This is a genomic window from Ochrobactrum sp. AN78 (assembly GCF_029909885.1).
In the GTDB taxonomy this organism is placed as follows: domain Bacteria; phylum Pseudomonadota; class Alphaproteobacteria; order Rhizobiales; family Rhizobiaceae; genus Brucella; species Brucella quorumnocens.
In genome coordinates this window covers 258,608-283,900 of the sequence record NZ_JASAMU010000007.1, presented here as the reverse complement: position 1 = coordinate 283,900, position 25,293 = coordinate 258,608, and the positions used below count along the sequence as shown (strand labels likewise).

The window sequence follows — 25,293 nt, the reverse complement described above, 5'->3', positions numbered from 1 at the left end:
GCCGCAGGTTCAAATCCTGCCCCCGCAACCAAATCAGAAATAGCCCCGTCTCCGACGGGGCTTTTTGCGTTTAAAGCAAACCAAATCTAAAGCCCACTAATCAATAAAAAACCGCTAGCACGAAACGGATCTTAAACCGAATACTGAAAATCATGTGGGAGGGAAAAGGGTCAACTCCAAGCCCCCCATGTAACAAAGGTTACTGTCTCTAGAGCGCCAGATGCCAAAATATCAACGCCGACAATGATGGCAGTCCGAGGAAACAGGTCCCCGCCACCATAAAGAAAAGCCCCGGCAACAATTGTTGGCCGGGGCTAAGCTATTGGAAACCTGCATAGGGCAAGTCCAGGAGGCGACGTTAAAGGGCGATAAAACTAAACGGTTTCGGTGACTTTGCTGAGATTCATAGGCTTATCGGGATCAAAGCCGCGGGCTAGTGCAACGCGTTCAATCAAACCGTAATAAGCCCCTAGACCTACAAGCGGATCAATCAAACCCTGTCCCGTTGGCGTGATCCCGATAGCTTTATGTTGAGCGCTTCGAGCGCCAATCGCTATAACATCAGCACCAAGACCAACCAGGCGGTCGACTGCCTGTTTGCTGGCGCTGAATGCTTCGTCTTCATTCAAAAATGCCAAGACTGGAAAGCCGCTGTGAACCAGACGAATGGGGCCATGCATAACTTCGGCCAACGAAAAAGCCTCTGCGTGAATGCCACAGGTCTCCTTGGCCTTAAGGGCAGCTTCCAATGCGACTGCAAACCCAGTGCCTCGTCCGACGACATACATTCCTTCAATTGAGGCGAGTTTTGTAATCAATGCTTCATCGATTGGAGCACTCGTCGTTGCGTCCAATGCCTGCGGCAGTCTGGTGAGCGCCGCTTGCAACGCACTGTCGTCGCTGATTGCTGCTGTGATGGCGGCAAGTGCGGTAGCGCCCGCGATGCAGGATTTGGTTGCAGCTACGCTCTGTTCTTTGCCTGCGTGTAACCCCAGCACAATATCGGCCTGTTGCGCCAAAGGACTGTCGGTTACGTTGACGAGAGCCACGGTAATCGCTCCGCCCTGTTTGGCCGCCCTCTGCAACGCAACAATGTCGGGGCTGGCGCCGGACTGCGAAACCGTAAAGTGCAACCCATCCTGCAGCTGCAAGCGGCTGTTATAAACCGATGTCACCGAAGGACCTATTGAAGTCACCGGCAAGCCAACGCTGATCTCGAACAGATATTTGAAGAAGGATGCAGCGTGATCGGATGAGCCGCGGGCAGCCGTCGTAATCACACGTGGCTTACGCTCTGCATAGAGACGTTTGATTGCCGCGATCGTTGCGGCTTCTTCAGTCAGCAAACGCGAAACAACGGCCGAGGCCTCAATTGTCTCTTTGCGCATAAATGATGTCGTGACCATGAAAGACCCCGTGCTGAAATAGTTGAGTGATTTTCTGCCAGCTTAACTCTGCAGGATGGAAGCCCCACCTGCGGCCTGAACCGCCAGGCTACCGCTTTTGACACCCGCAGCCAGACAGTCGGCCGGACTACATCCGTCAATCCATGAGTCGATGAAACCAGCATTGAAAGCATCGCCTGCACCGGTCGTGTCTATAACGTCTACCTTGTCAGCAGGAATATGCATCTCCATCGACCCGGTGCTCAGCCATGCTCCTTCTTCGCCCGCCTTCAGAGCGACGATTGGAAAGCGCTTCGATAGAACACCGATTGCTTTGCGGGGATCTCGATCTCCGGTAATGGCTTCCGCTTCCTCGCTGTTAGGCAGGAAGATATCCACGCCTTCACAGCTTTTCAGAAAGTCCTGGCTATAGATGAGGGTTTCATCCCAACTTGGATCCAGTGAAACGGTCAGCCCGGCAGCTTTAGCTTTAGCAATCAAATCCGGTATTTCGTGCAATGTCGCATATTCTGCGATGTGGAGATGTTTCGCATTGTTCCATGTCAAAGCGTCATCAAGGGTGGATGGCCGTGCGGAGCCCGCACGGCGCGAAAGAAACGCGCGGTCGTTGCCGATAACACTGGCCACAGTCACTTGAGGCCCAGCCTCAGTTGAAGTTTCCAGAAAGCGTAGATCAAGACCATCGATGGCCAAGTCCTTAGAAATGCCCTTTGAGAGGCTGTCCGTTCCAAGTCGTGCGACCAACGCCACTGAGCGGCCAACATGAGCAAAATGGGCGGCGGAAATAAAGGCGCCGCCGCCGGCTACGATTTTCATGTCGCCTGCAAAAACTTCTCTGCCTGGCTGCGGTAAAGCATCAAGGCCAGTGAAAATCAGGTCGCAATAAATCCGTCCTATGCTAAGGACCGCAGGGGTTTTGAATTGTTTTGACATTATAGGCGACCGAGGCTCTTTTCTGTCTTGGCATCAAACAGATACAGGCTACCAGCAGGCGCAAAGACGCTCAGTGTCGTGCCAGACTTTGGAACGGTTTTGCCCGGTGCTGTCGCAATAACAGCATCACCATTTACATCAAGATGAACCAGAGTTTCTGCTCCGAGCGGCTCAACCGCCGTTACCACACCTTGCAGCGATATACCGCCTTCAGTGCCGGTTTCACCGACGGTCAATTCATGTGGGCGAATACCGATCAACATGTCGCCATCAGCACCGAACTCGACCGTATCGCCTTTGCGGCGGCCTTTGAGCAGGTTCATCGACGGGCTTCCGATAAAGCGTGCTGTAAACACATCCACCGGATGCTCATAAAGCTCGGTCGGCGTGCCGGTTTGCAAAATATTACCATCGCGCATCACCACAATACGGTCGGCCATAGTCATGGCTTCAACCTGATCATGGGTCACGTAAACTGTGGTTGTCTTGAGGCTCTGGTGCAGGCGTTTGATTTCAATGCGCATCTGTGCGCGCAATTGCGCGTCAAGGTTCGACAATGGTTCATCAAACAAGAACGCTGAAGGATTACGAACCATTGCACGGCCAATTGCCACACGCTGACGCTGCCCACCGGACAGAGCCGCAGGACGACGATCAAGATAGGGTGTCAGCCCCAATGATGCACCAACATCCTCAATCCGCTTGGCCTTTTCCGCCTTTGAAAGTTTTGAGGTGTAAAGGCCGAAACCAATATTCTGGCGTACGCTCATATGCGGATAAATCGCATAATTCTGGAATACCATTGCAATATTGCGCTGTTTCGGATCGCGTTCGTTGACGACTTCGCCACCGATTTTCAACTGTCCCCCGGAAATATCTTCCAGACCGGCAATCATACGCAGAGTTGTCGACTTACCGCAGCCGGAAGGGCCAACGAAAACGACAAATTCTCCGTCTTCGATCTGCAGATCGATTGCGCGAACTGCTTCGACCTTGCCGTAACGTTTGACAAGTTTTTCGAGTTCAATGGTTGCCATTAACGTGTCTCCGCAAGTGCGCTGAATTTTTCATTAAGTTCTTGATTGGCTTTAGCTTCATAAGCTTCGTGCTCTGCAGCGCGTGCTGTTAAACCCGCAACGTTTGTTCGGTAACGCGCGAGGGCCTCGCGCATTGGCTCTGGTGCCGGACCGCCTAAACGGCCACGCACAGCAACGAAATGCTGCGGCGAAACCAGTTCTTCAAATTTGACCTGATCGAAGGATGGTTCGCGTCCGGTTGCTTCATGGAATGCTGCAAGGAAAGGCGCAAAGCCATCTTGCTCAAGCCCGCCACCTTGAGCCACCACCGCGCGTGCTACGGTCGCTGCAATCTCATGCGCCTGACGGAACGACAGGCCTTCAATACGCACCAGTGAATCGGCAAGTTCCGTGATCGTAATGCACGAACGACGGATATTTTCAGCAACTCGTGCCGGATCGATACGAATGGCTTCGATGAAGGCCGCCAGCAGATCAAGCACACGACCGGCAGAGGCAAAAGCCTCATAGCCCATTTGCTGGGTTTCGCCTTCACTGTCATTCATATCGGTGAAAGGCGTATTGTGCATCACATCCAGCACAGTGCGGGCACGCCCCATTGTCTGGCTCGACAAATGACGCATATGTTCAATCGGCACCGGATTGCGCTTTTGCGGCATGATTGAAGAAATCTGCACAAAGGCATTCGGCACATAAATCTGGCCAACTTCAAAGCTCGTCCAGAACTGGAAGTCCTGAATGAGCCTTCCTAGATGAATGAACATCAGTTCCAGCGCGGAATAGGTCGAGGTGATGTAATCCACCGCTGCGATACAGCTGTAGGAATTGTTTAAGGGGGCAGCAAAGCCCAACAGCTCCGAGACGCGCTTGCGGTCAATCGGAAAGCCGGAGGTGGTGATGGCTGCTGCCCCCATCGGGGACTGGTTTACAATCGCGCGGGCGGCTTCAAGGCGTTCGATATCCCTGATTAGTACTTCCGTAGCCGCAGCGAGATAATGCCCGAATGTGGTCGGCTGTGCCGGTTGCCCATGGGTATAGGCAACGATCAATGTTGCCTGTTCACGTTCAACAGCTGCAACCAGCACATCAAGCATGTGCCGTGACTTGGCCAGCAACGCATCAATGTGCTTTTTTAGGCCAAGTTTGAACAGCGTGTGGTCAATATCATTACGCGAACGAGCAGTATGCAAGCGCCCCGCAACATCGGCACCGATACGGGCCTTAAGTTCCTTCTCGATGAGGAAGAAGAAGTCTTCTACCTCACCGGTATAGGTCAGCTCTGCCGGATTGATTTCCTGATCAATTGCTTCAAGCGCGCAGGCAATCTGTGCCGCCTGTTCGCGATCCAGAATACCGGTTTCAACCAGCATCACCAGATGAGCGCGGTCAATGCGACGGAAACCATCAACATGGTGTGTCTTGGCACCATCAAACAGCGGACGAAGCACGGTTTCTTTATAAACCGGATTTGGAAACACGCTGTTGTCGGACAATTTTGGGTCGAGATCAGACATGGTTCAACCTTTCAGACCTGCCAGCATAACACCGCGTACGATGTAGCGCTGAAGCAGCATGAAAACGATAAGCGTAGGCAATGTAGCGATCGCTGCGCCGGTCATGATCATTTCCCACTGGATCGATTGCTCAACTGCAAAGCTCGATAGTCCCACCGGCAGCGTATAAAGCTCCGGACTGGTTGAAACGATCAGTGGCCAGAAGAAAGCGGTCCAGTTACCGAGGAAGGTAAAGATCGCCAGCGCCGACAGAGCCGGGGTGACCAATGGCATGGCAATTTTCCACCAGATCTGGAACTCGTTAAGCCCGTCTACACGTGCGGCTTCGAGGAAATCATTTGGCACGCCTTCAAAGAACTGTTTCATCAGGAAGGTACCAAAAGCAGTCATCATACCGGGGAACATGATGCCCCAATAGCTGTCCAGCCAGCCGAGCTTGCTCGACATCAGATACCAAGGAATAACCAGCATTTCGGTCGGGATCATCAGGGTCGAGAGGATCGCGAGGAAGATGAAATAGCGGCCTCGGAACTGGAATTTTGCCAACGTATAACCGACCAGACTGTCGAAAAATACGTTCGACAAGGTTACGACCACGGCCACGATCATCGAATTCATGAACCAGCGCAGAAAGCGCCCGTCAGCAAGAATGGTGGCATAGTTTTGAAGCGTGGGCTCCGTGGGAATGAGCCTCAAATCATAGACCTGACTTGCAGTTTTCAACGAGGTTGAAAACATGAAAACAAGTGGCGTGATCATGATCAGACCGCCGATGAACAGCAAAGTCCATGTGATGACGCGGCCGGGCTTCAGATTCTGGAACGGGAGGGATTTGGTTTGTGCAGGCGCGGTCATTTCTTTTCCCTCAGAATCCAGAGCTGTAACAGGGAGACGCAAAGCAGAATGATGAAGAGAATGATCGTTTGCGCAGCCGCATAGCCCATTGCATAGGACGAAAACGCCGTCTGATAGATCATCAGTACCAGTGGTTTTGTCGAACCCAGCGGACCACCCGGATCGTTGGTGGTCATGTTGTAGACCTGATCGAAGATGCGCAGGAAACCGATTGAGGAAAACACCACCAGAAACACAGTTGTTGGCTTTAGCAACGGGATGGTGATTTTGCGCAGAATGGCCCATTCGCCGAGGCCATCAATGCGCGCCGCCTCATAAAATGTGCCGGGAACCGCGCGCAAACCCGCCATGAAGATGATGATCTGAAAGCCAAGTCCTGCCCAGATTGAGGTTGCCATGATGGCATAAAGCCCCTGATCAACCGAGCGCAGAAAACCTTGTTGCGGCAAGCCAAGGGAACTCAGAATATTATTGATGAAGCCGATTGGTGCAGGCTGGTAAAACCAGCGCCATACCCATGCCATTGCTGCCGCTGTGGTCAGATAAGGCAGGAAATACAAGGCTCGAATGAAACCGTGCATAAGCCTGACACGGTCCAGATAGTAAGCGATGACAAAAGCCAGAACCAGACTGATGGGCGTGCCGACCAACAGGTAGATGAAAGTGTTTTTGAACACTTTCCAGAATTCAGGATCGGCAAAAAGCTTCTGATAGTTGGCGATACCGATAAATTCCGGCGGGCTCATCAGATCCCAGTTGGTGAAAGACAACCAGAATGCTTCAATCGTCGGATAAAAGCGGATGACGCTATAGAAAAGGATGGGCAGAGCCAGAAAGCTCCACACCCAAATCAATCTTCTGGTTTTCATCGACAGGCGATCTGTCAGTCGCGAGCCGAAAGGTCTGCGCGCTGTATGACCGGGTTCAGCCGTCATTGTCATAATAAAAATCCTTCGGCCAGCCGATGCGTTGCAGGGCAGCCACGGTCGGAAACGATTGCTTCCAAAACAGAGCCGTATTGTTCAAAGCAGCACGAAAGCTGCTGAAAATCGGAAGCGGGCGGTCCGCGAGAACCGCCCAACCGAACGCAGTTCTACTTCGCAGTGTCCAGAATGGCTTGTTCAGCCTTGGCAGCTTCATCAAGGGATTCCTTGACTGGCTGGTTCTGCAGGATCACGCGGTTAGACATATCGACGACGATCTGGCGCTGCTTCAGCTCATCGGTGAACATGGTTGTGTGGGCATATTCCAGACCTTTGAGGAATGGTCCATAAACCGGATCAGCCAGATTAGTTTCCGTCAAAGCCGCCGAACGGCGCGCAGGCAGTTCGCCTACACCCTTCAGCCAGATTTCCATGGCTTCAGGTGACGTAATGTAGTTCAGGAACTTTGAAGCCGCTTCCAGCTTTTCGCCCTTTGCCGATGCACTGATGCCGTTGGCAAAATAGCTGGCATAGTTTGAACGCACGCCCTCAGCATTAGCTGGCAACTCAGTCACGCCCCACTCGAAGTCCTTGATGGTGTTAAAAGCGGCGAGACGGAATGTTCCATCCACAGTCATTGCCGCCTTACCGGAACGGAATGCTGCATGGCCTTCATCCATGAACTTCACTTCGCCGACCTTATATTTGGTCTGCAGGTCGGTGTAGAACTGCAATGCCTTTTCGCCGGCAGCGTCGTCATAGGCAACCTTGCGATAATCATCGCTATATGGCTTGCCGCCGAACTGGCGAACCAGCACTTCGCGCCACCAATGCAGATCTTGACCCGGCATATCCAACGTGATGCCTTCGCTCAACAGATTGCCGGAAGCATCGCGCTTAGTCGCTTTCTCGGCATAAGCCAGCAGTTCTTCGAGATTTTTCGGCGGATTGTTCGGGTCAAGGCCAGCTTCTTCGAAAAGCTTCTTGTTGTAGAACAGCGCCAGAGAACGCACAGCAGTGGGCAAGCCGTAATATTCATCGCCGCGCTTCATAGCGCTTACGATTGGGAAGAATTCGCTTTCGATCTTGTCGTGCGGAAAAGCCTCCTGTGGCAGCGGCTGCAAAATGCCACCGGCAGCGAATTTATCAAGCCAGCCGTAGAACAGCTGCATCACGTCCGGGCTTTTTCCCGCCATCTTCGCCGCAATAACGCGGGTCTGATAATCGTCATAAGGGAACGTGACCTGCTTGACCTTGATATCAGGATTGGCTTTTTCGAAATTGTCGATCAGCTTGTCCATCGTCTTGACACGCGATTCAAAGACATACTGCCAATATTCGATTTCAACTGCTTGTGCAGCGTTGATTGCGATAGAGCTCAGACCGGCCACAAGACCCGCAAGCAGCAACTTACCCATTTTCATAAGACCTCCCCGTTGCTCAGCCCCTCTGGTGCCCGAGCAAGGTATGTGCAGGTCAATGACCTGCCGGTTCCACCATTGCTGCACTTTTCGTGCAGCATCCTCACCGTCAGCATGTTCGGCCAGGCGCCGTTCGAATACCGACAGGGCAATTATTTGCCCCTTCATAGGCTTCAATTTTGTAAGTCATTTGTCAATAAGATAATTTAGTTGAATTAATATATTGCTGTTAAAAGTCGCGTGCGCTATCTAATTTGAGGCATTTGGGAGAGGGCATGAAATCGAAGGCGGCGAACTCACGAACCATGGCGCATCCGGACACGCAACCGATCACTTTGGGTAAAAATCCTGAGCGAATTCGGGATCATAACCGCCGTGTGGTGTTAGATGTTGTTCGCCGTCATGGCCCGGTGGGTCGTATGCATATTGCCCGTTTGACGCATCTGACGGCGCAGGCTATCGCCAATATTGTTGATGAGCTGGTTGCTGAAAATCTTCTGATGCAGCTTGGCAGATTAAAGACCGGGCGCGGCCAGCCGCCGATTCAATTTGCTGTTAATCCGTCTGGTGCGATGACAATCGGAATTGAAATGGGTTCGACCCATATGGTGACGACGGTTCTTGACCTTTCTGGCGTCCCACGCAAGCAACAGGTGCATCTGGTAAGCGACACGCGGCCCGAGGCGCTTTGCGCCCAGCTTCGCATCGAGATCGACAAGATCAGGTCTGAGTTTGATGCGCGTCTTCTTGGGATAGGTGTTGTGATGCCGGGTCCGTTTGGCATCGAAGGCATGACCTCGGTCGGCCCGACGACACTGCCGGGTTGGGCTGGCATTGACGCCGCGGCTGTTCTAAGTGCTGCCTTTGGTGAACCTGTCATCGTCGAAAATGATGCAAATGCTGCGGCAGTGGGCGAGCGATTGTTCGGGGCCGGGCGTGCTATTTCAAACTTTGCGATGATCTATTTCGGTGCCGGTATCGGTCTCGGTATGATCCAGGATGGCTCGCCGTTTCGCGGTGCTTTCGGCAATGCGGGTGAAATCGGGCATATCTCGATTGTACCAGGAGGGCGGCTCTGCTCCTGCGGTCAGCATGGTTGTCTGGAAACTTATTCATCAGTTCATGTTCTCAAAGAGAAATTAGTGAATGCGGGGCTTTTCGATGTCAGCTTCGAGAAGCTTGAAGAGCTGCTGCAGGACAGAAATCCCGTGGTCTTGGATTGGGTGGCGGACGCTGCAAAACACCTTGCGCAAATGATTGCGATTATCGAAAACATTCTTGATCCTGAGACCGTGGTTCTTGGAGGAATGCTGCCAAATCCCGTCATCGACGCGCTGATTTCGCATATGGATGAGCTGCCGATATCGGTCGCAAACAGAAGTGCACGCACGCTTGCCCGTGTGCTTCGCGGACAGACGGGTCAGTTTACGGCGGCTCTGGGGGCGGCCTCGCTGCCCATGTTTGAGGTCATGACACCCAAGCTTGATATGAGTCTATAGTCCGCCAAAGTATCTTGAATGATGCGAGTTGTAGGCCCTGAATTCAGTGTCCGGATTGTCTTGCGAGCGTTTTGTTAAGCCGTGATCACAAAGTCGTCGTGATATTCGCACCCTAATTGCTCGTCGTTTATCCCAAGAAATATATAATTATTACAATATGTTATGATTATTACGGTTGATGCGCACTGTCGCTGATGCTGGATGGATTTTTATACCCTGAAGTGAATTTTGACAAAAGACGATGATTGCTAATCAAATGTAAAATCCGCGTATTGACATATGTCGATCAATAAGTGATTTTTGTCGTGCGTGGTCAAGGAGGATACCGTGCAGACGCTATTGAAAGTAGAGAGCCTGAAAAAATCGTTCGGCGGTGTTGCGGCACTTCGCGATGGCCAGCTGGAACTGCGTGCAGGCTCGGTCCATGCCCTGTGTGGCGGCAATGGCGCAGGCAAATCCACATTTCTCTCCATTTTGATGGGTATTCAGCAGCGCGACGGCGGCAAGATATGGCTGCGTGGTGAAGAGGTTCAATATTCGACGCCTGCGGAAGCGCTTAAATCCGGTATCGCGATTATCGAGCAGGAGCTAAGCCCAGTTCCGCATATGAGTGTTGCAGAGAATATCTTTCTCGGTCGCGAACCTTCAACGCGATTTGGCGGCATTGATTTCAAGAAGATGAACAGTGAAGCGCAGGCGCTTCTGGATCGTCTGGAGTTCGACATTCGTGCCACCCAGGTGATGAGCCAGTTGTCGGTTGCGCAGATGCAGCTCGTGGAAATCGCCAAAGCGTTCAGCCACAATGCCGATGTGATCTTCATGGACGAGCCGACATCGGCCATCGGTGAAAAGGAAGCGCAGCATCTGTTCAAGGCGGTTGAGCGCCTCAAGGCTGAGGGCAAGGGCATTGTCTATGTCTCGCATCGCCTGTCCGAGATTTTCCAGATTGCAGATTCCTATACGGTTTTCCGTGATGGCGGTTATGTCGGTTCGGGCGCGCTGAGCGATATCGACCGTCCCGAACTGATCCGCTTGATCGTTGGGCGCGAGCTTGGCGAAGAATTCATCAAGACCAACGAGCCGACAGATGAGATCGGTTTCGAGGTTTCCGATCTCGAACTGCCTGGCAAGATCGAAGACATTTCCTTCTCGGTCCGCAAAGGCGAAATCTTTGGCATTTACGGCCTGATGGGTTCTGGTCGCTCTGAGATATTCAACTGTGTTTTCGGCCTCGACAAGGCGAGCAAGGGTGACATTCGTCTTGAAGGCCGCCAGCTGAAAGTTGGCAAGCCCGCCGATGCGATGGCTGAAGGCATTGCCTTTGTGACAGAAGACCGCAAGCTGACCGGGCTTAACCTCACAGACAGCGTGCGCGCCAATATCTGCCTTGCAAGCTTGCCTGAAATGAGCCCGGCATTTGCCATGCGTCAGCGCGAAGAAGCTGAAGCAAGCGCTAAGATGATCAAGCATTTCGGCATCAAGGCAGCGCGCGATACGATGCCGGTTTCCGGTCTTTCGGGCGGCAACCAGCAGAAAGTCGTGCTCGGCAAGTGGTTTCTGCGCAATCCGCGCCTGTTGTTGCTCGATGAGCCGACACGCGGTGTGGATGTGGGCGCAAAACGCGAAATCTATCGCATCATCTGCGAATTCACTGCGTCAGGCGGCACCGTCGTAATGATTTCATCTGAAATCGACGAGGTTCTGGGCATGTCCGACCGTATCCTCGTGATGCGGCAGGGTCGGTCGGCTGGCGTCTATGACAGGGCCGACACTGACGCACAAAAGCTGGTGCATCTGTCAACCTGATGGCTAGGCGTTGATCTAAGCGCATCCCAAAAAGCGGGAACCGGTTTTCGGGATGCGCGTAATGCAATGCTCTGCACGCTTGATTGAGATTAGGCCTGACACTGGCAGGCTGGGAAGAGGCTGGAAAACGTGAGCAATATCGAGAAAACACAAACGAACAGCTGGTTCGCTTCCGAGAAGCGCCGGTTGATCATTCAGGAATACGGCATTTTCCTAGCCTTTCTGCTTCTGGTCTTCATTCTGTCGGTGTCGAATCCATACTTCCTGACAACGGGCAATATTTCAAACGTCCTCCTGCAGACCTCGATCAACGGTGTACTGGCGATCGGTATGACGTTTGTTATTCTGACGCGGGGCATTGACCTATCTGTCGGCTCAGTTGCAGCGCTCACAGGTATTGTTGCAGCGAGCCTCGCCACGACATCTGCCGCTGCAAGCGTTGCGGGCGGCCCTTATCCGGCAATCGTCGCCATTGCTGCCGGTCTTGCAGTCGGTTGTGCCTGCGGCGCACTGGTTGGCTGGATTGTTTCGCGTTTCTCGGTGCCTGCATTCGTTGCAACGCTCGGTATGCTCTCGGCTGCACGCGGCATGACGCTTATCTATGGTGGCGGTAAGCCTGTGCCTGCACTGATCCCGGATTTCCGCTGGATCGGAACTGCCAAGATCATGGGCATCCCGATGCCTGTCATTATTCTGGCGATCGTCTTCATTGGCGCATGGTGGGTTCTCACCCGCACGCGCTTTGGCCGCTATGTCTATGCCGTTGGCGGTAACCCGCATGCAGCAAAGACATCGGGTATCAATGTCACCCGCGTCCGCTTCTCTGTCTATGTCATCTCCGGCGCACTTTCCGGTCTTGCAGGCATGATGCTTGCTGCCCGCACCGGTTCCGCGCTGCCACAGGCCGGTATTGCCTACGAACTGGATGCAATTGCTGCGGTTGTTATCGGCGGCACCAGTCTTTCTGGCGGCGTAGGCCGTGTCACGGGAACGCTGATTGGCGCGCTCATCATCGGCGTCATGAACAATGGTCTCGATCTGATGGGCATCGAATCTTACTACCAGCAGGTTCTTAAAGGCGCGTTGATCGTCGGTGCAGTCATGCTCGATCAGAAACGTAACCAGAGCGCCTGATTTCTAGAAGTTTCCAATTGCCAGTCACATGGCGCAACCAAAGCCGCACATTCAATAATTGCGGATAATGTGGAGGAGAATACCGATGAAGAAATTGCTGATTGCCCTGGCATCGGCTACGGCCTTACTCGCAGGCGCTGCAAATGCTCAGGAAAAGCTGAAGATTGGCGCAGCCCCTTACGGCCTTAATGCTGAATTCATGCAGATATGGTCTGAAGCGCTGAAGGAGCACCCAGCGGTCAAGAGCGGTGAAGTTTCGCTGACGGTTTTCGACGGGCGCTATGATGCGCTCGTTCAGCAAGAACAATTCAATACCATGATCACCCAGCAGTTCGACGCGATCATTTTCGTGCCGATCGATGTTGAAGCCGGTGCGACCGCTGTTCAGGCAGCCGCAGATGCAAACATCCCGGTTGTGGGTTCCAACACCCGCGTAAACTCTGATCTTCTGGCTTCTTATGTCGGTTCTGATGATGCGGTTTCCGGCTACATGGAAGCCAAGACCGTTCTCGACAAGATTGGCTGCAAGGGCAATGTCGTCATCATCGAAGGCCCGATTGGTCAGTCGTCGCAGGTTTCGCGCCTCGAAGGCAACAAGAAGGCGCTTGCTGAATGCCCGGACGTGAAGGTTCTTGAACAGCAGACCGCAAACTGGTCGCGCGCTGAAGCACAGACGCTGATGGAGAACTGGTTGACCGCACACAAGGGCGAAATCAACGGTGTGATCGGCCAGAACGACGAAATGGCTCTCGGCGCGATTGAAGCCATCAAGTCGGCAGGCCTCAAGGTTGACGACTTTGCTATCGCAGGTATCGACGGTGTGACCGACGCTCTTAACGCAGTTAAGGCTGGCACGATGACGTCGATTCTGCAGGATGCGCGCGCTCAGGCGCAGGGAGCTATGGACCTTGCAATCTTCCATGCGAAGAAAGGCGATTACAAGCCACAGTCCGATATCTGGGCTCAGTATCCTGATATGCCGTTCAACGACGGCAAGGACAAGGAATACAATGTTCCTTGGACGCCAGTAACTGCCGACAATGTCGATAAGTTGCTGGAAACACGTAAGTAATAGAGAACTGCGGGATGGGCATCCGGCTCATCCCGCAACCCAAACATTCCGCTACCCTCAACACCGAGGATCAAACCATGTCCGACCAATCTCCCCAAATCGACCTGAACTTCCCACTTGACGGTAAAGTTGCTCTGGTAACTGGTGCTGCATCCGGTATTGGCGCGGCTGTGGCTGAGGCCTTTGCTGCGAAAGGTGCAAAGGTTGCGGTGCTTGATATCAATGCTGATCAGGCGCGCGCCAAGGCTGAAGCGCTTGGAGATGCTGCAAAGCCTTTTGTCTGTGATGTATCTGATCCTGGTTCGGTAAAGGCCGCGGTGTCAGGTGTGGTCGAGACATTCGGACAGATTGATATTGCTGTAAACAGTGCAGGAGTTGTTTTTCTCGCTCCTGCTGAAGATCTGACTATTTCCGATTGGGATCGCACGATTGCAATCAATCTCAAGGGTAGCTTCCTCGTCACGCAGGAAGTGGGCCGCGCCATGATCTCTGCGGGCAAGGGTGGCAAGATCGTCAATCTTGCTTCGCAGGCTGGCACTGTAGCCATTGAAGACCACGTTGCTTATTGCGCGTCGAAGTTCGGCGTCATCGGTATGTCCAAAACCTTTGCTGCCGAATGGGGCAAATACGGCATCACCGTCAACACGATCTCGCCGACCATTGTTCTCACGGAACTTGGCAAGAAGGCCTGGAATGGTGAAAAGGGCGAAGCTGCCAAGAAGCGCATTCCAACCGGACGCTTCGCGTTTCCCGAAGAAATTGCAGCCGCCGCAGTCTTTCTGGCATCAAGCGGCGCGAACATGATAAATGGTGCCGACCTTCTGATCGATGGTGGCTACACAATTCTTTAACAAAGCGAACGGTCTGACGATTGTTCGGGGCCGAAAATACGGCTTTAAAATTACAGAGCGGGAACTCATCTCTCGCCTTCGATAGGTGCAAAATGCAAAGATTTATCAATAACCCGGATGAAGTCGTCGAAGACACCGTCAAGGGTTTCATCAAAGCTCATAACGATCTCGTGCGGCTATCGACGGAAAACCCTCGCGTGGTTGTAGCGAAAGACGCACCTGTCGAAGGGAAAGTCGGCGTTATCACCGGGGGTGGCTCGGGCCACGAGCCTGCGTTCATCGGCTATACCGGCAAGAACCTGCTCGATGCTGTTGCTGTTGGCGAGCTCTTCTCTTCGCCGACCGCCAAGAGTTTTTACGATGCCGCGCGTGAAGCAAATGGTGGCAAGGGTGTTGTCTGTCTCTATGGAAATTATGCCGGAGACAACATGAATGTGAAAATGGCAGTGAAGCTCGCCGCCAAAGTCGGAATTGAAGTTCTGACCGTAGTTGCCAATGACGACGTCTGCTCGGCTCCCATCGAAGAACGTGAAAAGCGCCGCGGCGTTGCTGGCGAAATCTTCATGTGGAAAGTTGGTGGCGCAAAGGCTGCTTCGGGTGCAAACCTTCATGAAGTACAGGCAACCGCACAGAAGGCTATCGACAATTGCCGTTCCATCGGTGTGGGTCTTGGTCCGTGCACGCTGCCATCGGTTGGTCATCCAAACTTCACTATTGAACCGGGCACGATGGAAGTCGGTATCGGCCATCATGGAGAACCAGGCGTTCGCGTTGAGCCGCTAAAGCGTGCCGACGAAGTTGCCAAGGACATGACCAAGATCGTTCTCGACGACCATGATCTTTCAGAAGGCACTGAAGTGGCTGTTCTGGTGTCTGGTTTGGGTGCAACACCGCTCAACGAACTCTATATCCTCAATGATACAATTGAGCAGGAAATCACTGGGCGTGGTCTTAAGATTTACCGCACCTATGTGGGCAACTACTTTACCTCACTCGAAATGGTTGGAGCCACGCTGACTGTCATGGCGCTTGATGACGAGCTCAAGACGCTGCTGGATGTCGAAGCCCGCTGCACGACAGTTTTGTAAGAAAGAGGTGTATCATGCAGACATTCAAGAATGCAGGATCGGGTGAGATCGTACTTTCGCTTGCGGAGCGGATCATCGAAAACAAAGCCTATCTGAGCGAGATCGACGGCAAGATCGGCGATGGCGATCACGGCGTGAATATGGCCAAGGGTTTCGGCCTTGCAGCAGAACGCCTGAGAGGCAAGGATGTGTCTCTTGCAGAAGGTCTCGACACACTCGGAACAGTTCTGCTCACCGAAATTGGCGGTTCCATGGGCCCGCTTTATGGCGTGATGTTCAACGAGTTCGCGGAGAAGCTGGAAGGCATCGAGAATATCGACGCAGCCACTTTCAGCACGATGCTCCATGCCGGTCTGGAAGGCATCCAGTCAATTGGCTCGGCAAAGCTCGGTGACAAGACACTGCTCGACGCGCTAATCCCGGCCATCAATGCTTTTGACGAGGCAAACGGCAAAGGTCAGCCCTTTGCTGAAAGTCTGGATGCTCTATCGGCTGCAGCCGAAACAGGCCGTGACTCAACGCTCAATCTGGTTGCAAAGATTGGCCGGGCAAGTCGCCTTGGCGAGCGCTCGCTGGGCGTACTTGATGCAGGCGCAACATCTTGCGCGCTGATTCTGACAGACCTTTCGGCACAGGCAAAGAGCCGCTTGCAGTAAGCTCTTTGCTTTGATTTTGAATTTGGCGTCTGAAAACTGTGTGGGCCCACACGTTCAGGCGCCAAATTCGATTGATCGTGTTGCAATTGCGTTCGACTGCTTTCATGTTTGCGGGTGGAACAGAGGCAACAGAAAATCGCATGACGCTTAAGCCCAACACATCGCGCAAGGCTGGCAAGCCGAAGGCCAATTCCAGCGAAAATTCGCTTGCGATTCCCATGCGTTATGGTGACGATCCCTACGTATGGGCCTGCTGGCTTTATTACGAAGACGGTCTGACGCAGAGCGAGATTGCCGATGTCATGGGCATTTCACGCGCGACCGTAAACAGCTATCTGGCCGAAGCACGTGAAAAGGGTATCGTCAATATTTCCATTGAAGGTGGGCGCCTTGAATCGCTGTCTATTGCTCAAGAACTAAAGCGCCATTTCGGGCTGACTGACTGCCTTATCATTCCCCACGACGACAATGCTCGGCCTTTGATCGATCGGCTGGGTGGAGCTGGTGCTCATGCGCTTAACAAGATCCTGAAATCAGGTGACACACTAGCTGTCGCCTGGGGCCGTACTGTGCTTTCGGTGGGTGAGCAGACCGCCATCGGTACTTTGCAGGATATGACGGTTGTGCAAGCGACGGGTGGGACGACTGCATCATTTCCTTATACGCCTGAACGTTGTGCGACCGTTCTTGCGGAAGCAGTCTCGGCGCGCTGCGTCAACATCATGGCGCCTGCGATGGTTCGTTCGCAGCAGACGCGGGATGTGATGCTGGATGAGCCATTGTTGCAGGAACAATTCGCCACGCTTGAGAATGCCAATCGTATTCTGTTTGGCGTCTCATCGCTTCGCTCCAATTCTACCATTCACACAAGCGGCTTTTTTGAATCCGTATCTCTGCAACAATATCTCGCAGCAGGTGCGGTCGGTGTCGTGGCAGGTCGTTTTATCGACGAGCGTGGGAAGCCGGTTGCGGGGCCACTTGATGAGCGGACCATAGGCATCTCGCTCGACAAATTACGCCAGATCCACACGCGTATCGCGGTTGCGGGTGGATTTGACAAAGTGCCAGCGCTTCTGGCAGCCCTCCGCGGCGGTTTCATCAATGTGCTGGTCACAGATGCTGCGACGGGGCTTGGTATTTTGCGCGCTGATGGCGTTATTGACCTTGATGCGCGGCTTTCGCAGAAGCCTAAGACAAACCAGATTCCGGCAGCCTTTCGCGTGCGTGTAAAGAAACTTCTCAACAACCCCAATGAGGTGGTTGAGGAAATGCTTGATGGCGTTGTCCGCGCGCATGGAAAATTTCTGCGACCGATCGGCGGCTCCAATCGTGCGCTGGTCGCATGTGATGGCCCACGTCCCGGGAAGGTCGGCTTGGTGATTGGCGGAGGAGCAGGGCATGAGCCATGTTTCCTTGGCTATGTTGGTAAGGGACTGGCAGATGCAGTTGCTGTGGGTAACGTCTTCTCGTCTCCTCCACCAGATCCGATTGTTCAGTGCGCGCTTGCCGCTTCCAATGGCGAGGGCGTGCTCTTCGTCTATGGTAACTACGCAGGCGACGTCATGAACTTCGAGATGGCGGCCGAAATGGCCGAGGAGAAGGGCATCCGGATCAGGACCGTTCTGACCACCGACGATATTGCCTCATCGCCGATAGATGACAAGGACGGGCGGCGTGGTGTGGCAGGCAACTTCTTTGTCTTTAAAGTGGCAGGCGCTGCCTGCGACAAAGGACTTTCACTCGAAGCCTGCGAGATCGCGACACGCAAAGCCAATGCGCGCACTTACACCATAGGTGTGGCGCTGGAACCGGGCTCATTGCCGCAAACTGGTCGGCACAATTTCGAGATTGGTCCCGAAGACATGGAAATAGGCGTCGGCATTCATGGCGAGCCGGGCGTTTCGCGTGACCGCATCCGACAGGCTGATGAAATCGTCGACAGCATCATGGACAGGATTTTCAATGAAATGAAGGCTGTATCAGGTGATCGCGTCGCAGTCTTGGTCAATTCATTCGGAGCGACGCCGTTGATGGAACTCTATGTTCTTTATAGGCGCGTGGCACAGCGGCTTGAAGCGAAGAATATTCACATTGAAGCCAACTGGATCGGACACTATTGCACGTCTCTGGATATGGTTGGGGCGTCGATATCCATCATGCACCTTGATCAGGAATTGACGGATTTGTTGCTGCATCCTTGTGAAACGGCGAGCCTCAAAATCAGCTAAACGCTGTGTTTGAGTTCTATCGTTTCACTCTGCCTGAAAGTAAATTAGCATACGCCTTATGATGAGCGACGCGCGTTGCAGTTGTAAGGTTTGAGGAGAAAATCCATGTCGGAAACTGCTGCTCGTCGTCTTGCCCATATGTTTGATGCTGTTTCTGCAGCTATAGAAGCTGACCGTGATCGGCTGTCTGAACTCGACGGTGCAATCGGCGACGGCGATCATGGAACGACAATGGCACTGGGCTTTCAAACTGTGCGGAGCGAGTTGTCCAAGCTCAATCTGGATGACACAGATATTTCGACAGTTCTCAATACGGCAGCAACGGCCTTCATCAATGCGGTCGGCGCATCGACGGGGCCGCTTTATGCCACGGGTTTTCGTCGTGCAGCGCGAGCAACAGCAGGCCATAATGATCTCGATCTTGCCACTTCTGCGGCCATTATTGAAGCTATCGGGGTGGGTATTCGCGAGCGTGGTCACGGTCAACGTGGTGACAAGACAATGCTTGACGCTTGGTTGCCAGCCGCTGAGGCCGCTCAAGCGGCAGTCGCCGAAAATAGAAGTTCTACTGAATTCTGGGACAAGGTTGTGGCAGCTGCCACGGCTGGCGCCAATACGACCCGCTCGATGATTGCCACCAAGGGCCGTGCCGCGCGCTTGCGCGAACGCTCGCTCGGTCACATGGACCCCGGTGCGGCATCGACGGTCATCATTTTGCAGGCAATGGCCAGATCAGCAAAAAACTGATGACAGTTTTAAAGTTGAAAAAGCAGGCATGTGCTCGTCGAGCATCGTTCCGGCCTTTTGAACCTTATCAGTATCTGTTCGACGAGTGCCTCGATAAAAACCTGTCGAGTTCCCTTTGCTGTGGTGTTTGGCCGGTGAAGGCTTCTACATAATGTGGAATGCGCGCGAGACGCACCTCAGTTTCTTCCTGCGTCCGCATTGAAATAAAGCCGATCTGCACGAGATAGATCGTGCGTGCGCGAACATCTGCGATAGCTTTATCAAACCCGAAACGCTCAAACATGCGGGTCAGACCTTCAAGCCGAGAGGCGTCGGCTTCGCGCACCTCCTCCTCGACGTGTACAGATTGTAGAGCCCAGCTTCTAATGGCAAATTCGAACGCTGTATCAAACAAATCGCGGTTCAGCCAACAGTCAAAGACGTTCAAAACAGCTTCTTCGATGGTTTCCGCATAGGCGTCAGTCTGGCGCAAAAGGGCGCCCGTATTTTTATCGCGCCAGCGTGCGATGAGAGCGTCGAGCAGCTCTTCGCGATCTTTGAAGAACCAATAAAAACTCGTGCGCGAAATATCGAGTGTCTTTGCAAGCGGTAGAATGCGGACAGCGTCAACGCCGTTTTCAATCAGCGCATCATAGGCTGCCTGAAGCCATAAATCCGGCGAGCCGCGCCATCCTGCATCACTCGTTGTGACCTGTTCCATTGTTGAGTTCTTACCAGACAACACTGGTTTGGCAAGAGCAATGTACATCTATGATTATTAAATTGACAGTTATGTACATTTATACTTAGCTCATAAAAAATCATAAAATGGGAACTTTTGATATGTCAGTCGATCCGCTGCTGCAGCCGCTTCAGATCAAGCATCTGACGCTTCGCAATCGCATCATGCTTACCTCTCATGAACCAGCCTATGCCGAAGATGGCATGCCCAAGGAGCGTTATCGTGCCTATCATGTCGAGCGTGCCAAAGCTGGCATCGCGTTGACGATGACGGCCGGTTCGGCAGCCGTTTCAAGGGATAGTCCGCCGGCGTTTAACAACGTGCTTGCTTATAAGGATGAGGTGGTGCCGTGGCTGCGCGATCTCGCTGATGAGTGCCATGAGCATGGCGCGGCAGTAATGATCCAGTTCACCCATCTTGGTCGTCGCACGCGTTGGGATAAGGGTGATTGGTTGCCTTCACTTTCCGCGACAAGCAAGCATGAGCCGGCTCATCGTGCCTATCCCAAGAAGGCCGAGGATTGGGATATTGAGCGTATTATCGGCAACTATGCCGACGCCGCAGAACGGATGAAGGCTGCGGGTCTCGATGGGCTGGAACTCGAAGCCTATGGTCATTTGCTGGACCAGTTCTGGTCGCCACTAACCAATGAGCTTGATGGCGATTATGGTGGCTCGCTAGATAATCGTATGCGCTTTTCGTTACAGGTATTGAATGCCATTCGGGAGCGTGTTGGTCCTGATTTTTTGATCGGCATTCGCTATGTTGCCGATGAAGTTCTCGAGGGTGGGCTGACGAAATCCGATGGTCTTGAGATATCGCGCAAGTTGAAGGAAAGCGGCCTTGTCGATTTTCTCAACGTTATTCGCGGGCATATCGAAACCGATGCCGGATTGACGGATGTTATCCCCATTCAGGGAATGCCAAGTGCACCACATCTTGATTTCGCGGGCGAAATTCGCGCAAGCACTGGAATGGCAACCTTTCATGCTGCGAAAATTCAGGATGTAGCTACAGCCCGTCATGCGATTGCATCTGGCAAGCTCGACATGGTGGGTATGACGCGGGCGCATATGACCGACCCGCATATCGTGCGCAAGATTATCGAAAAGCGGGAAGAGGAAATTCGCCCCTGTGTGGGTGCCAATTATTGTCTGGATCGCATCTATCAGGGTGGTTCTGCCTATTGCATTCATAATCCGTCGACAGGGCGTGAACTGACCATGCCGCATTTGGTGCAGAAAGCGGATCAAAGCCGTCGTGTCATCGTTGTTGGTGCTGGGCCAGCGGGTTTGGAAGTGGCTCGCGTGAGCGCTGAACGCGGTCACAGGGTTACGGTGTTTGAGGCTGCAAACCATCCTGGCGGACAGGTGCGACTAACGGCTCAAAGCCCGCGTCGTCGTGAAATGATGGGCATTATCGACTGGCGCATGGCTCAATGCGAAAAACTTGGCGTCGAATTCCATTTCAATACATGGGCAGAAGCCGATGTCGTACTGGGTGAAACACCCGATGTGGCCGTTATCGCCACAGGTGGCATGCCTGATGTGCAAATCCTGTGTGAGGGTAACGAATTAGCGGTTTCTGCCTGGGACATAATCTCAGGAGATGTGCGGCCGGGCGTAAATGTGCTGGTATTCGATGAAGCAGGTGATCATGCCGGGCTACAGGCTTCCGAGTTCATCGCGAACTCAGGTGGGAAAGTAGAGATCATGACCGCAGATCGCACCTTTGCGCCAGAGGTAATGGGCATGAATCTCGTGCCCTATATGCGCAGCCTGCAGAAAAAGAATGTGATATTTACTGTGGCCTATCGTCTGGAGGCAATCCGTCGAGACAATAACAGGTTGATGGCTCAGATTGGCAGCGACTATGGCGGTGTCAGTTTTGAGCGCGAATTTGACCAGATCGTTGTCAATGACGGTACAAGACCGATGGATGATCTGTATTTTGACCTTAAACCGCTTTCCCGGAACATGGGTGCAGTAGACTACGACGCGCTTATAGATAGAAGGTCGCAAAAACTGGTCAGAAACCCGGAAAGTGCCTTTGAACTCTATCGGATTGGTGATGCAGTTTCTGCGCGCAATACACATGCAGCAATTTATGACGGATTGCGGCTTGGCCAAGTGCTGTAGCCTGACATAAGGCGGCATTACTTCAGGTTATGACTGTGCGGATATTTTTTGTATTTGTAATCTGTTGGGTCGGAACTATCGTGACTAACCAAGGGAACACTGACGGCAAAAAAATATGAAACAGCCGTTAGAACAATAAATACTTCAGCACCTGCTGCAGGAATTCGAAATCTGCACGTCGCGGAATGATGGGACAATCGTGATGAACGATCAAAATGGGGAGTTTTCTTGTTGAACGCAATGCGGCCGACACTGGTGTCTGACACGGCGACTTCGACCGCTCTCTCACCAAAACTTATTCGCCTTGAAGGGCTTAGAAAGCATTTCGGCGCACATCGCGTTCTCGAAAATATCGATCTGGATGTTGCACAGGGCGAGGTCCTTGCAATCATCGGTCCCAGCGGTTCAGGCAAAAGTACGTTGTTGCGCTGCATCAATTATCTGGAGCAGCCAGACGGCGGCTTGATTACGGTTGGCAAGGTGAAGCTTGATGCCACGCAACAGCCACGTAAGGCCCAGCTGAAAGAGTTGCGTAACACGGTTGGGATGGTGTTCCAGTCGTTCAACTTATTTCCGCATATGAGCGTTCTACGCAATGTCAGCTTGCCGCAGGAGCGCGTGTTGGGACGTAGCCGTGCCGAGGCTGAAGAAAGGGCGCTTCAACTGCTGGAGCGTGTCGGACTTGCCGATAAAGCAACTCAATATCCGGGGCGTTGTTCTGGCGGACAGCAGCAGCGTATCGCGATTGCGCGCTCGCTGGCGCTTGATCCGCAGGTGATGCTGTTCGATGAGCCGACTTCCGCACTTGATCCTGAACTCGGCCTCGAAGTTTTGGCCGTGATGCGTGAATTGGCTGAAAGCGGCATGACCATGCTGGTTGTCACGCATGAAATGGGTTTTGCCGAAAATGTTTCGGACACTGTCATGATCATGGCCGACGGTAAGATCATAGAAAAAGGTGCGTCGAAAGAAATTATGCGCAATCCGCAAGAGGAGCGCACGAAGCGATTTCTTCGTGCGGTGCATGACAGATGACGGCAGACAATGTTCTTCTCATCCTGAGTGGCTTGCCCTGGACACTTGCTTTAACGCTAGGTTCGTTTGGGATCGGCTGTATTCTCGGTGTGCCATTACTGGCTGCACGCAGAGCCAGCTTCGCACCTATACGCTGGATTGCGGCGTTTCTCATTCAGATCGTGCGCGCTCTTCCGCCCATTCTGTGGCTCTTCATTATTTTCTTCGGCATCGGTATGGGCATCATGCCGATCAATCCTTTTGTCGCGGCGTTGATCGGCCTTGGCCTGATTGCATCAGCCAATATGGCTGAAATCTATCGCGGTGCGCTGACGTCACTCCATCATGGTCAGTGGGAGGCGGCAACGGCTCTCAATCTCGGCACCAGATTTACGCTGATCGACGTAGTGGCTCCGCAGGCATTTCGGGTCGCTCTGCCTTCGGCTGCGAGCTATCTGATAGGGCTGATGAAGGAAACGGCTGTCGCATCGACCATCGGCGTTGCTGATCTGGCTTTTCGCGGTAATCAGGTATCGCAGCTTACCTTCAAGGGCATTGAAGTTTTCGCGCTAGTTGGCCTGTTCTACATTTTCCTGAGCCTTCCGGTTGCGTGGTTGTCGCGTTCTGCTGACAGCTATTTGAGAGCAAAGGTGGCACGCTGATGTTTCCCACCCTGGATGAGTTTTACGAATGGATGCCAGCGCTTCTTGGTGGCCTGAAAATCAGTCTGCAGGTTGCCGCTTTAAGTCTCGCTATCGGCATTCCGCTTGGACTTGGTTTGGCGCTCGGTGTTGGTGCCAAGTTTCGTGCTGCGCGTTATGTAAGCCTGTTTCTGGTTGAAATTGGCCGTGGCGCGCCCGCATTGGTTCTTCTGCAGTTCATGTATTTCGGCCTGCCCTCAACAGGACTGACAATGACGTCTTTTGCGGCGGCGGTTGTAGCTCTGGCCTGGAATACCGGCGCCTATACGAGTGAAATCATCCGCGCCAGCCTGCAATCGATCCATCATGGTCAGCGGGAAGCGGCTGAAGCAATGGGTTTCAGTATGCTGGATGAGTTGCGCTTTGTTTTATTGCCACAGGCCCTGCGAGTAGCGCTGCCTGCGCTGTTGGGCTTTGCCATTCTGATCTTTCAGAGCACCTCGCTCTGTTTCACCATCGCGCTGCCAGAACTCGTGAGCAATGCCTATGAAATTGGCGCCAACACATTCCGCTATATGCCCGCGCTGATGTTGGCAGGGTTGCTCTATGCCACGATCTGCGTTCCGGCGGCATGGATCGTATCTTACGTGGAGAAGCGGTCATCCGCTTATGCCGCGCGATAATTCACAATGACAAAAGGGGAGTCGCACATGAATAACGGGATCATTCGCAAAAGTATTATCAGTGTTGCCATTCTGATGGGGCTGTCAGCAACAGCCTTAGCGCAGGATTGTAAGCCGAAGCATGAGTTCAAAACCATTACGCCAGGAACATTGACGATTGCCGTCACTACCTATGCGCCGCATTCATTCATGGATGAAAGCGGCAAAATGAGTGGGCTGGATGGCGACATCGCGACAGAATTCGCCAAACGCGAATGTCTGACATTGAAGCCTGTTGCGGTCGATCCGGCTGCGGCAATTCAGTATGTGCTGTCTGGTCAGGCCGATATTACCACCGGTGACTGGTATCGCACAGCCGAGCGCGCCAAGGTGATGAACCTTTCCTATCCGCTTTATAAGGATCAGATGGGCCTTTATTCCAAGGATGGGATCAAGACCGTCGAAGAACTGGTTGGCAAGAATGTCGGCACTGTTCAGGGCTATCTCTGGGTGACAGATGCCAAAAAACTGCTGGGTGCCAATCTTCGGCTTTATCCGAATTCGGTGAACATGCACCAGGATCTTGCCTCCGGTCGTATTGATGTCGGTATCGACGGTTATTCGACAGGTGCTTATGCTGCCAAGAATGGCAACTTGAAAGACATCAAAGTTGAGATTGCGCAGCCTGATGATCGCATTCGAGCCACTAAGGAAGCGGCGCAAGCAAGCTTGCCTTACGCCAAAAGTGCAACGGATTTTGGCGCTGCGCTCGATGCGAATATCGAAGAGATGCACAAGGATGGCACGATTGCCAAAATCCTGAAATCCTATGGTCTTGATGAAAGCATTGGGGACACTGGCGCTCCGAAGCTTATCGAATAGTCGATAAGATTACGACTTCATGCAGCGGATTGCCGCTGCATCCACCTCAACCAAATTCATATCGG

At 53.0% G+C, this 25,293-nt stretch carries 22 protein-coding genes; 14 read left to right on the top strand and 8 right to left on the bottom strand.

Features of this window, described 5'->3' with window-relative positions; all coding sequences use genetic code 11:
• Window positions 1–374: 374 nt before the first annotated feature.
• The 7 genes from QBD00_RS15430 to QBD00_RS15400 form a co-directional block, all read right to left on the bottom strand.
• A complete protein-coding gene (locus tag QBD00_RS15430) occupies window positions 375–1,406 on the bottom strand; it encodes an SIS domain-containing protein (protein WP_318579959.1) in 1,032 nt (343 codons plus the stop codon).
• A 42-nt stretch (window positions 1,407–1,448) separates the two neighbouring features.
• A complete protein-coding gene (locus QBD00_RS15425; protein WP_151095865.1) occupies window positions 1,449–2,339 on the bottom strand; it encodes a carbohydrate kinase family protein in 891 nt (296 codons plus the stop codon).
• Entirely contained in the window at window positions 2,339–3,376 is a 1,038-nt protein-coding gene (locus QBD00_RS15420) for an ABC transporter ATP-binding protein (RefSeq protein ID WP_151095862.1), read from the bottom strand. Before QBD00_RS15420 ends, QBD00_RS15425 begins: the two co-directional genes overlap by 1 nt.
• The gene (gene argH, locus QBD00_RS15415) at window positions 3,376–4,890 is read right to left on the bottom strand and encodes an argininosuccinate lyase (RefSeq protein WP_318579958.1); all 1,515 of its coding nucleotides are present in this window, start codon (window positions 4,888–4,890) and stop codon (window positions 3,376–3,378) included. The genes QBD00_RS15420 and argH overlap by 1 nt, the downstream gene beginning before the upstream one ends.
• Before the next feature lie 3 nt (window positions 4,891–4,893).
• Window positions 4,894–5,745, bottom strand: coding sequence for a carbohydrate ABC transporter permease (locus QBD00_RS15410; RefSeq protein WP_318579957.1), 852 nt, complete (start codon window positions 5,743–5,745; stop codon window positions 4,894–4,896).
• Window positions 5,742–6,686 carry a sugar ABC transporter permease gene (locus QBD00_RS15405; protein WP_318579956.1) on the bottom strand — a complete coding sequence of 315 codons (945 nt, stop codon included), beginning with the start codon at window positions 6,684–6,686 and terminating at the stop codon, window positions 5,742–5,744. The genes QBD00_RS15410 and QBD00_RS15405 overlap by 4 nt, the downstream gene beginning before the upstream one ends.
• Window positions 6,687–6,838: 152 nt before the next feature.
• On the bottom strand, window positions 6,839–8,086 hold the full coding sequence (locus QBD00_RS15400; protein WP_318579967.1) for an extracellular solute-binding protein: 1,248 nt from the start codon (window positions 8,084–8,086) through the stop codon (window positions 6,839–6,841).
• Window positions 8,087–8,364: 278 nt separating this feature from the next.
• On the opposite strand from QBD00_RS15400, the gene QBD00_RS15395 reads away from it, so the two are divergent.
• The 9 genes from QBD00_RS15395 (at window position 8,365) to dhaL (QBD00_RS15355) (ending at window position 19,170) form a co-directional block, all read left to right on the top strand.
• Entirely contained in the window at window positions 8,365–9,588 is a 1,224-nt protein-coding gene (locus tag QBD00_RS15395; protein ID WP_264233966.1) for an ROK family protein, read from the top strand.
• Between the two features lie 327 nt (window positions 9,589–9,915).
• Window positions 9,916–11,394, top strand: a complete 1,479-nt coding sequence (locus QBD00_RS15390; protein WP_318579955.1) for a sugar ABC transporter ATP-binding protein — start codon at window positions 9,916–9,918, stop codon at window positions 11,392–11,394.
• Between the two features lie 129 nt (window positions 11,395–11,523).
• Entirely contained in the window at window positions 11,524–12,528 is a 1,005-nt protein-coding gene (locus QBD00_RS15385; protein ID WP_007880217.1) for an ABC transporter permease, read from the top strand.
• Between the two features lie 85 nt (window positions 12,529–12,613).
• Window positions 12,614–13,600: a substrate-binding domain-containing protein gene (locus QBD00_RS15380; protein WP_095444834.1), complete on the top strand. Its 987-nt coding sequence runs from the start codon at window positions 12,614–12,616 to the stop codon at window positions 13,598–13,600.
• A 77-nt stretch (window positions 13,601–13,677) separates the two neighbouring features.
• A complete protein-coding gene (locus QBD00_RS15375; protein WP_151095847.1) occupies window positions 13,678–14,451 on the top strand; it encodes an SDR family oxidoreductase in 774 nt (257 codons plus the stop codon).
• Between the two features lie 92 nt (window positions 14,452–14,543).
• Window positions 14,544–15,539: a dihydroxyacetone kinase subunit DhaK gene (locus QBD00_RS15370; RefSeq protein ID WP_151095844.1), complete on the top strand. Its 996-nt coding sequence runs from the start codon at window positions 14,544–14,546 to the stop codon at window positions 15,537–15,539.
• Between the two features lie 14 nt (window positions 15,540–15,553).
• Window positions 15,554–16,195 (top strand): dihydroxyacetone kinase subunit DhaL, encoded by a 642-nt coding sequence (gene dhaL, locus QBD00_RS15365; protein ID WP_318579954.1) that lies wholly within the window; start codon window positions 15,554–15,556, stop codon window positions 16,193–16,195.
• A 140-nt stretch (window positions 16,196–16,335) separates the two neighbouring features.
• Window positions 16,336–18,423 (top strand): bifunctional sugar-binding transcriptional regulator/dihydroxyacetone kinase subunit DhaK, encoded by a 2,088-nt coding sequence (locus QBD00_RS15360; RefSeq protein WP_318579966.1) that lies wholly within the window; start codon window positions 16,336–16,338, stop codon window positions 18,421–18,423.
• 105 nt (window positions 18,424–18,528) lie between these two features.
• On the top strand, window positions 18,529–19,170 hold the full coding sequence (gene dhaL / locus QBD00_RS15355) for a dihydroxyacetone kinase subunit DhaL (RefSeq protein ID WP_264233955.1): 642 nt from the start codon (window positions 18,529–18,531) through the stop codon (window positions 19,168–19,170).
• 67 nt (window positions 19,171–19,237) lie between these two features.
• On the opposite strand, the gene QBD00_RS15350 is transcribed toward dhaL (QBD00_RS15355), so the two are convergent.
• Complete coding sequence (locus QBD00_RS15350; RefSeq protein WP_264233953.1) at window positions 19,238–19,870, bottom strand: TetR/AcrR family transcriptional regulator; 633 nt, start codon at window positions 19,868–19,870, stop codon at window positions 19,238–19,240.
• A 122-nt stretch (window positions 19,871–19,992) separates the two neighbouring features.
• Between QBD00_RS15350 and QBD00_RS15345 the strand changes: the two genes are divergently transcribed.
• The 5 genes from QBD00_RS15345 (at window position 19,993) to QBD00_RS15325 (ending at window position 25,228) form a co-directional block, all read left to right on the top strand.
• A complete protein-coding gene (locus QBD00_RS15345; RefSeq protein ID WP_318579953.1) occupies window positions 19,993–22,029 on the top strand; it encodes an NADH:flavin oxidoreductase in 2,037 nt (678 codons plus the stop codon).
• Between the two features lie 240 nt (window positions 22,030–22,269).
• A complete protein-coding gene (locus tag QBD00_RS15340; protein ID WP_264233974.1) occupies window positions 22,270–23,064 on the top strand; it encodes an amino acid ABC transporter ATP-binding protein in 795 nt (264 codons plus the stop codon).
• Window positions 23,061–23,705: an amino acid ABC transporter permease gene (locus tag QBD00_RS15335; RefSeq protein ID WP_264233949.1), complete on the top strand. Its 645-nt coding sequence runs from the start codon at window positions 23,061–23,063 to the stop codon at window positions 23,703–23,705. The genes QBD00_RS15340 and QBD00_RS15335 overlap by 4 nt, the downstream gene beginning before the upstream one ends.
• Window positions 23,705–24,367, top strand: a complete 663-nt coding sequence (locus QBD00_RS15330; RefSeq protein ID WP_318579952.1) for an amino acid ABC transporter permease — start codon at window positions 23,705–23,707, stop codon at window positions 24,365–24,367. The genes QBD00_RS15335 and QBD00_RS15330 overlap by 1 nt, the downstream gene beginning before the upstream one ends.
• A gap of 27 nt (window positions 24,368–24,394) precedes the next feature.
• Complete coding sequence (locus tag QBD00_RS15325) at window positions 24,395–25,228, top strand: substrate-binding periplasmic protein (protein WP_151095824.1); 834 nt, start codon at window positions 24,395–24,397, stop codon at window positions 25,226–25,228.
• Window positions 25,229–25,293: the final 65 nt, after the last annotated feature.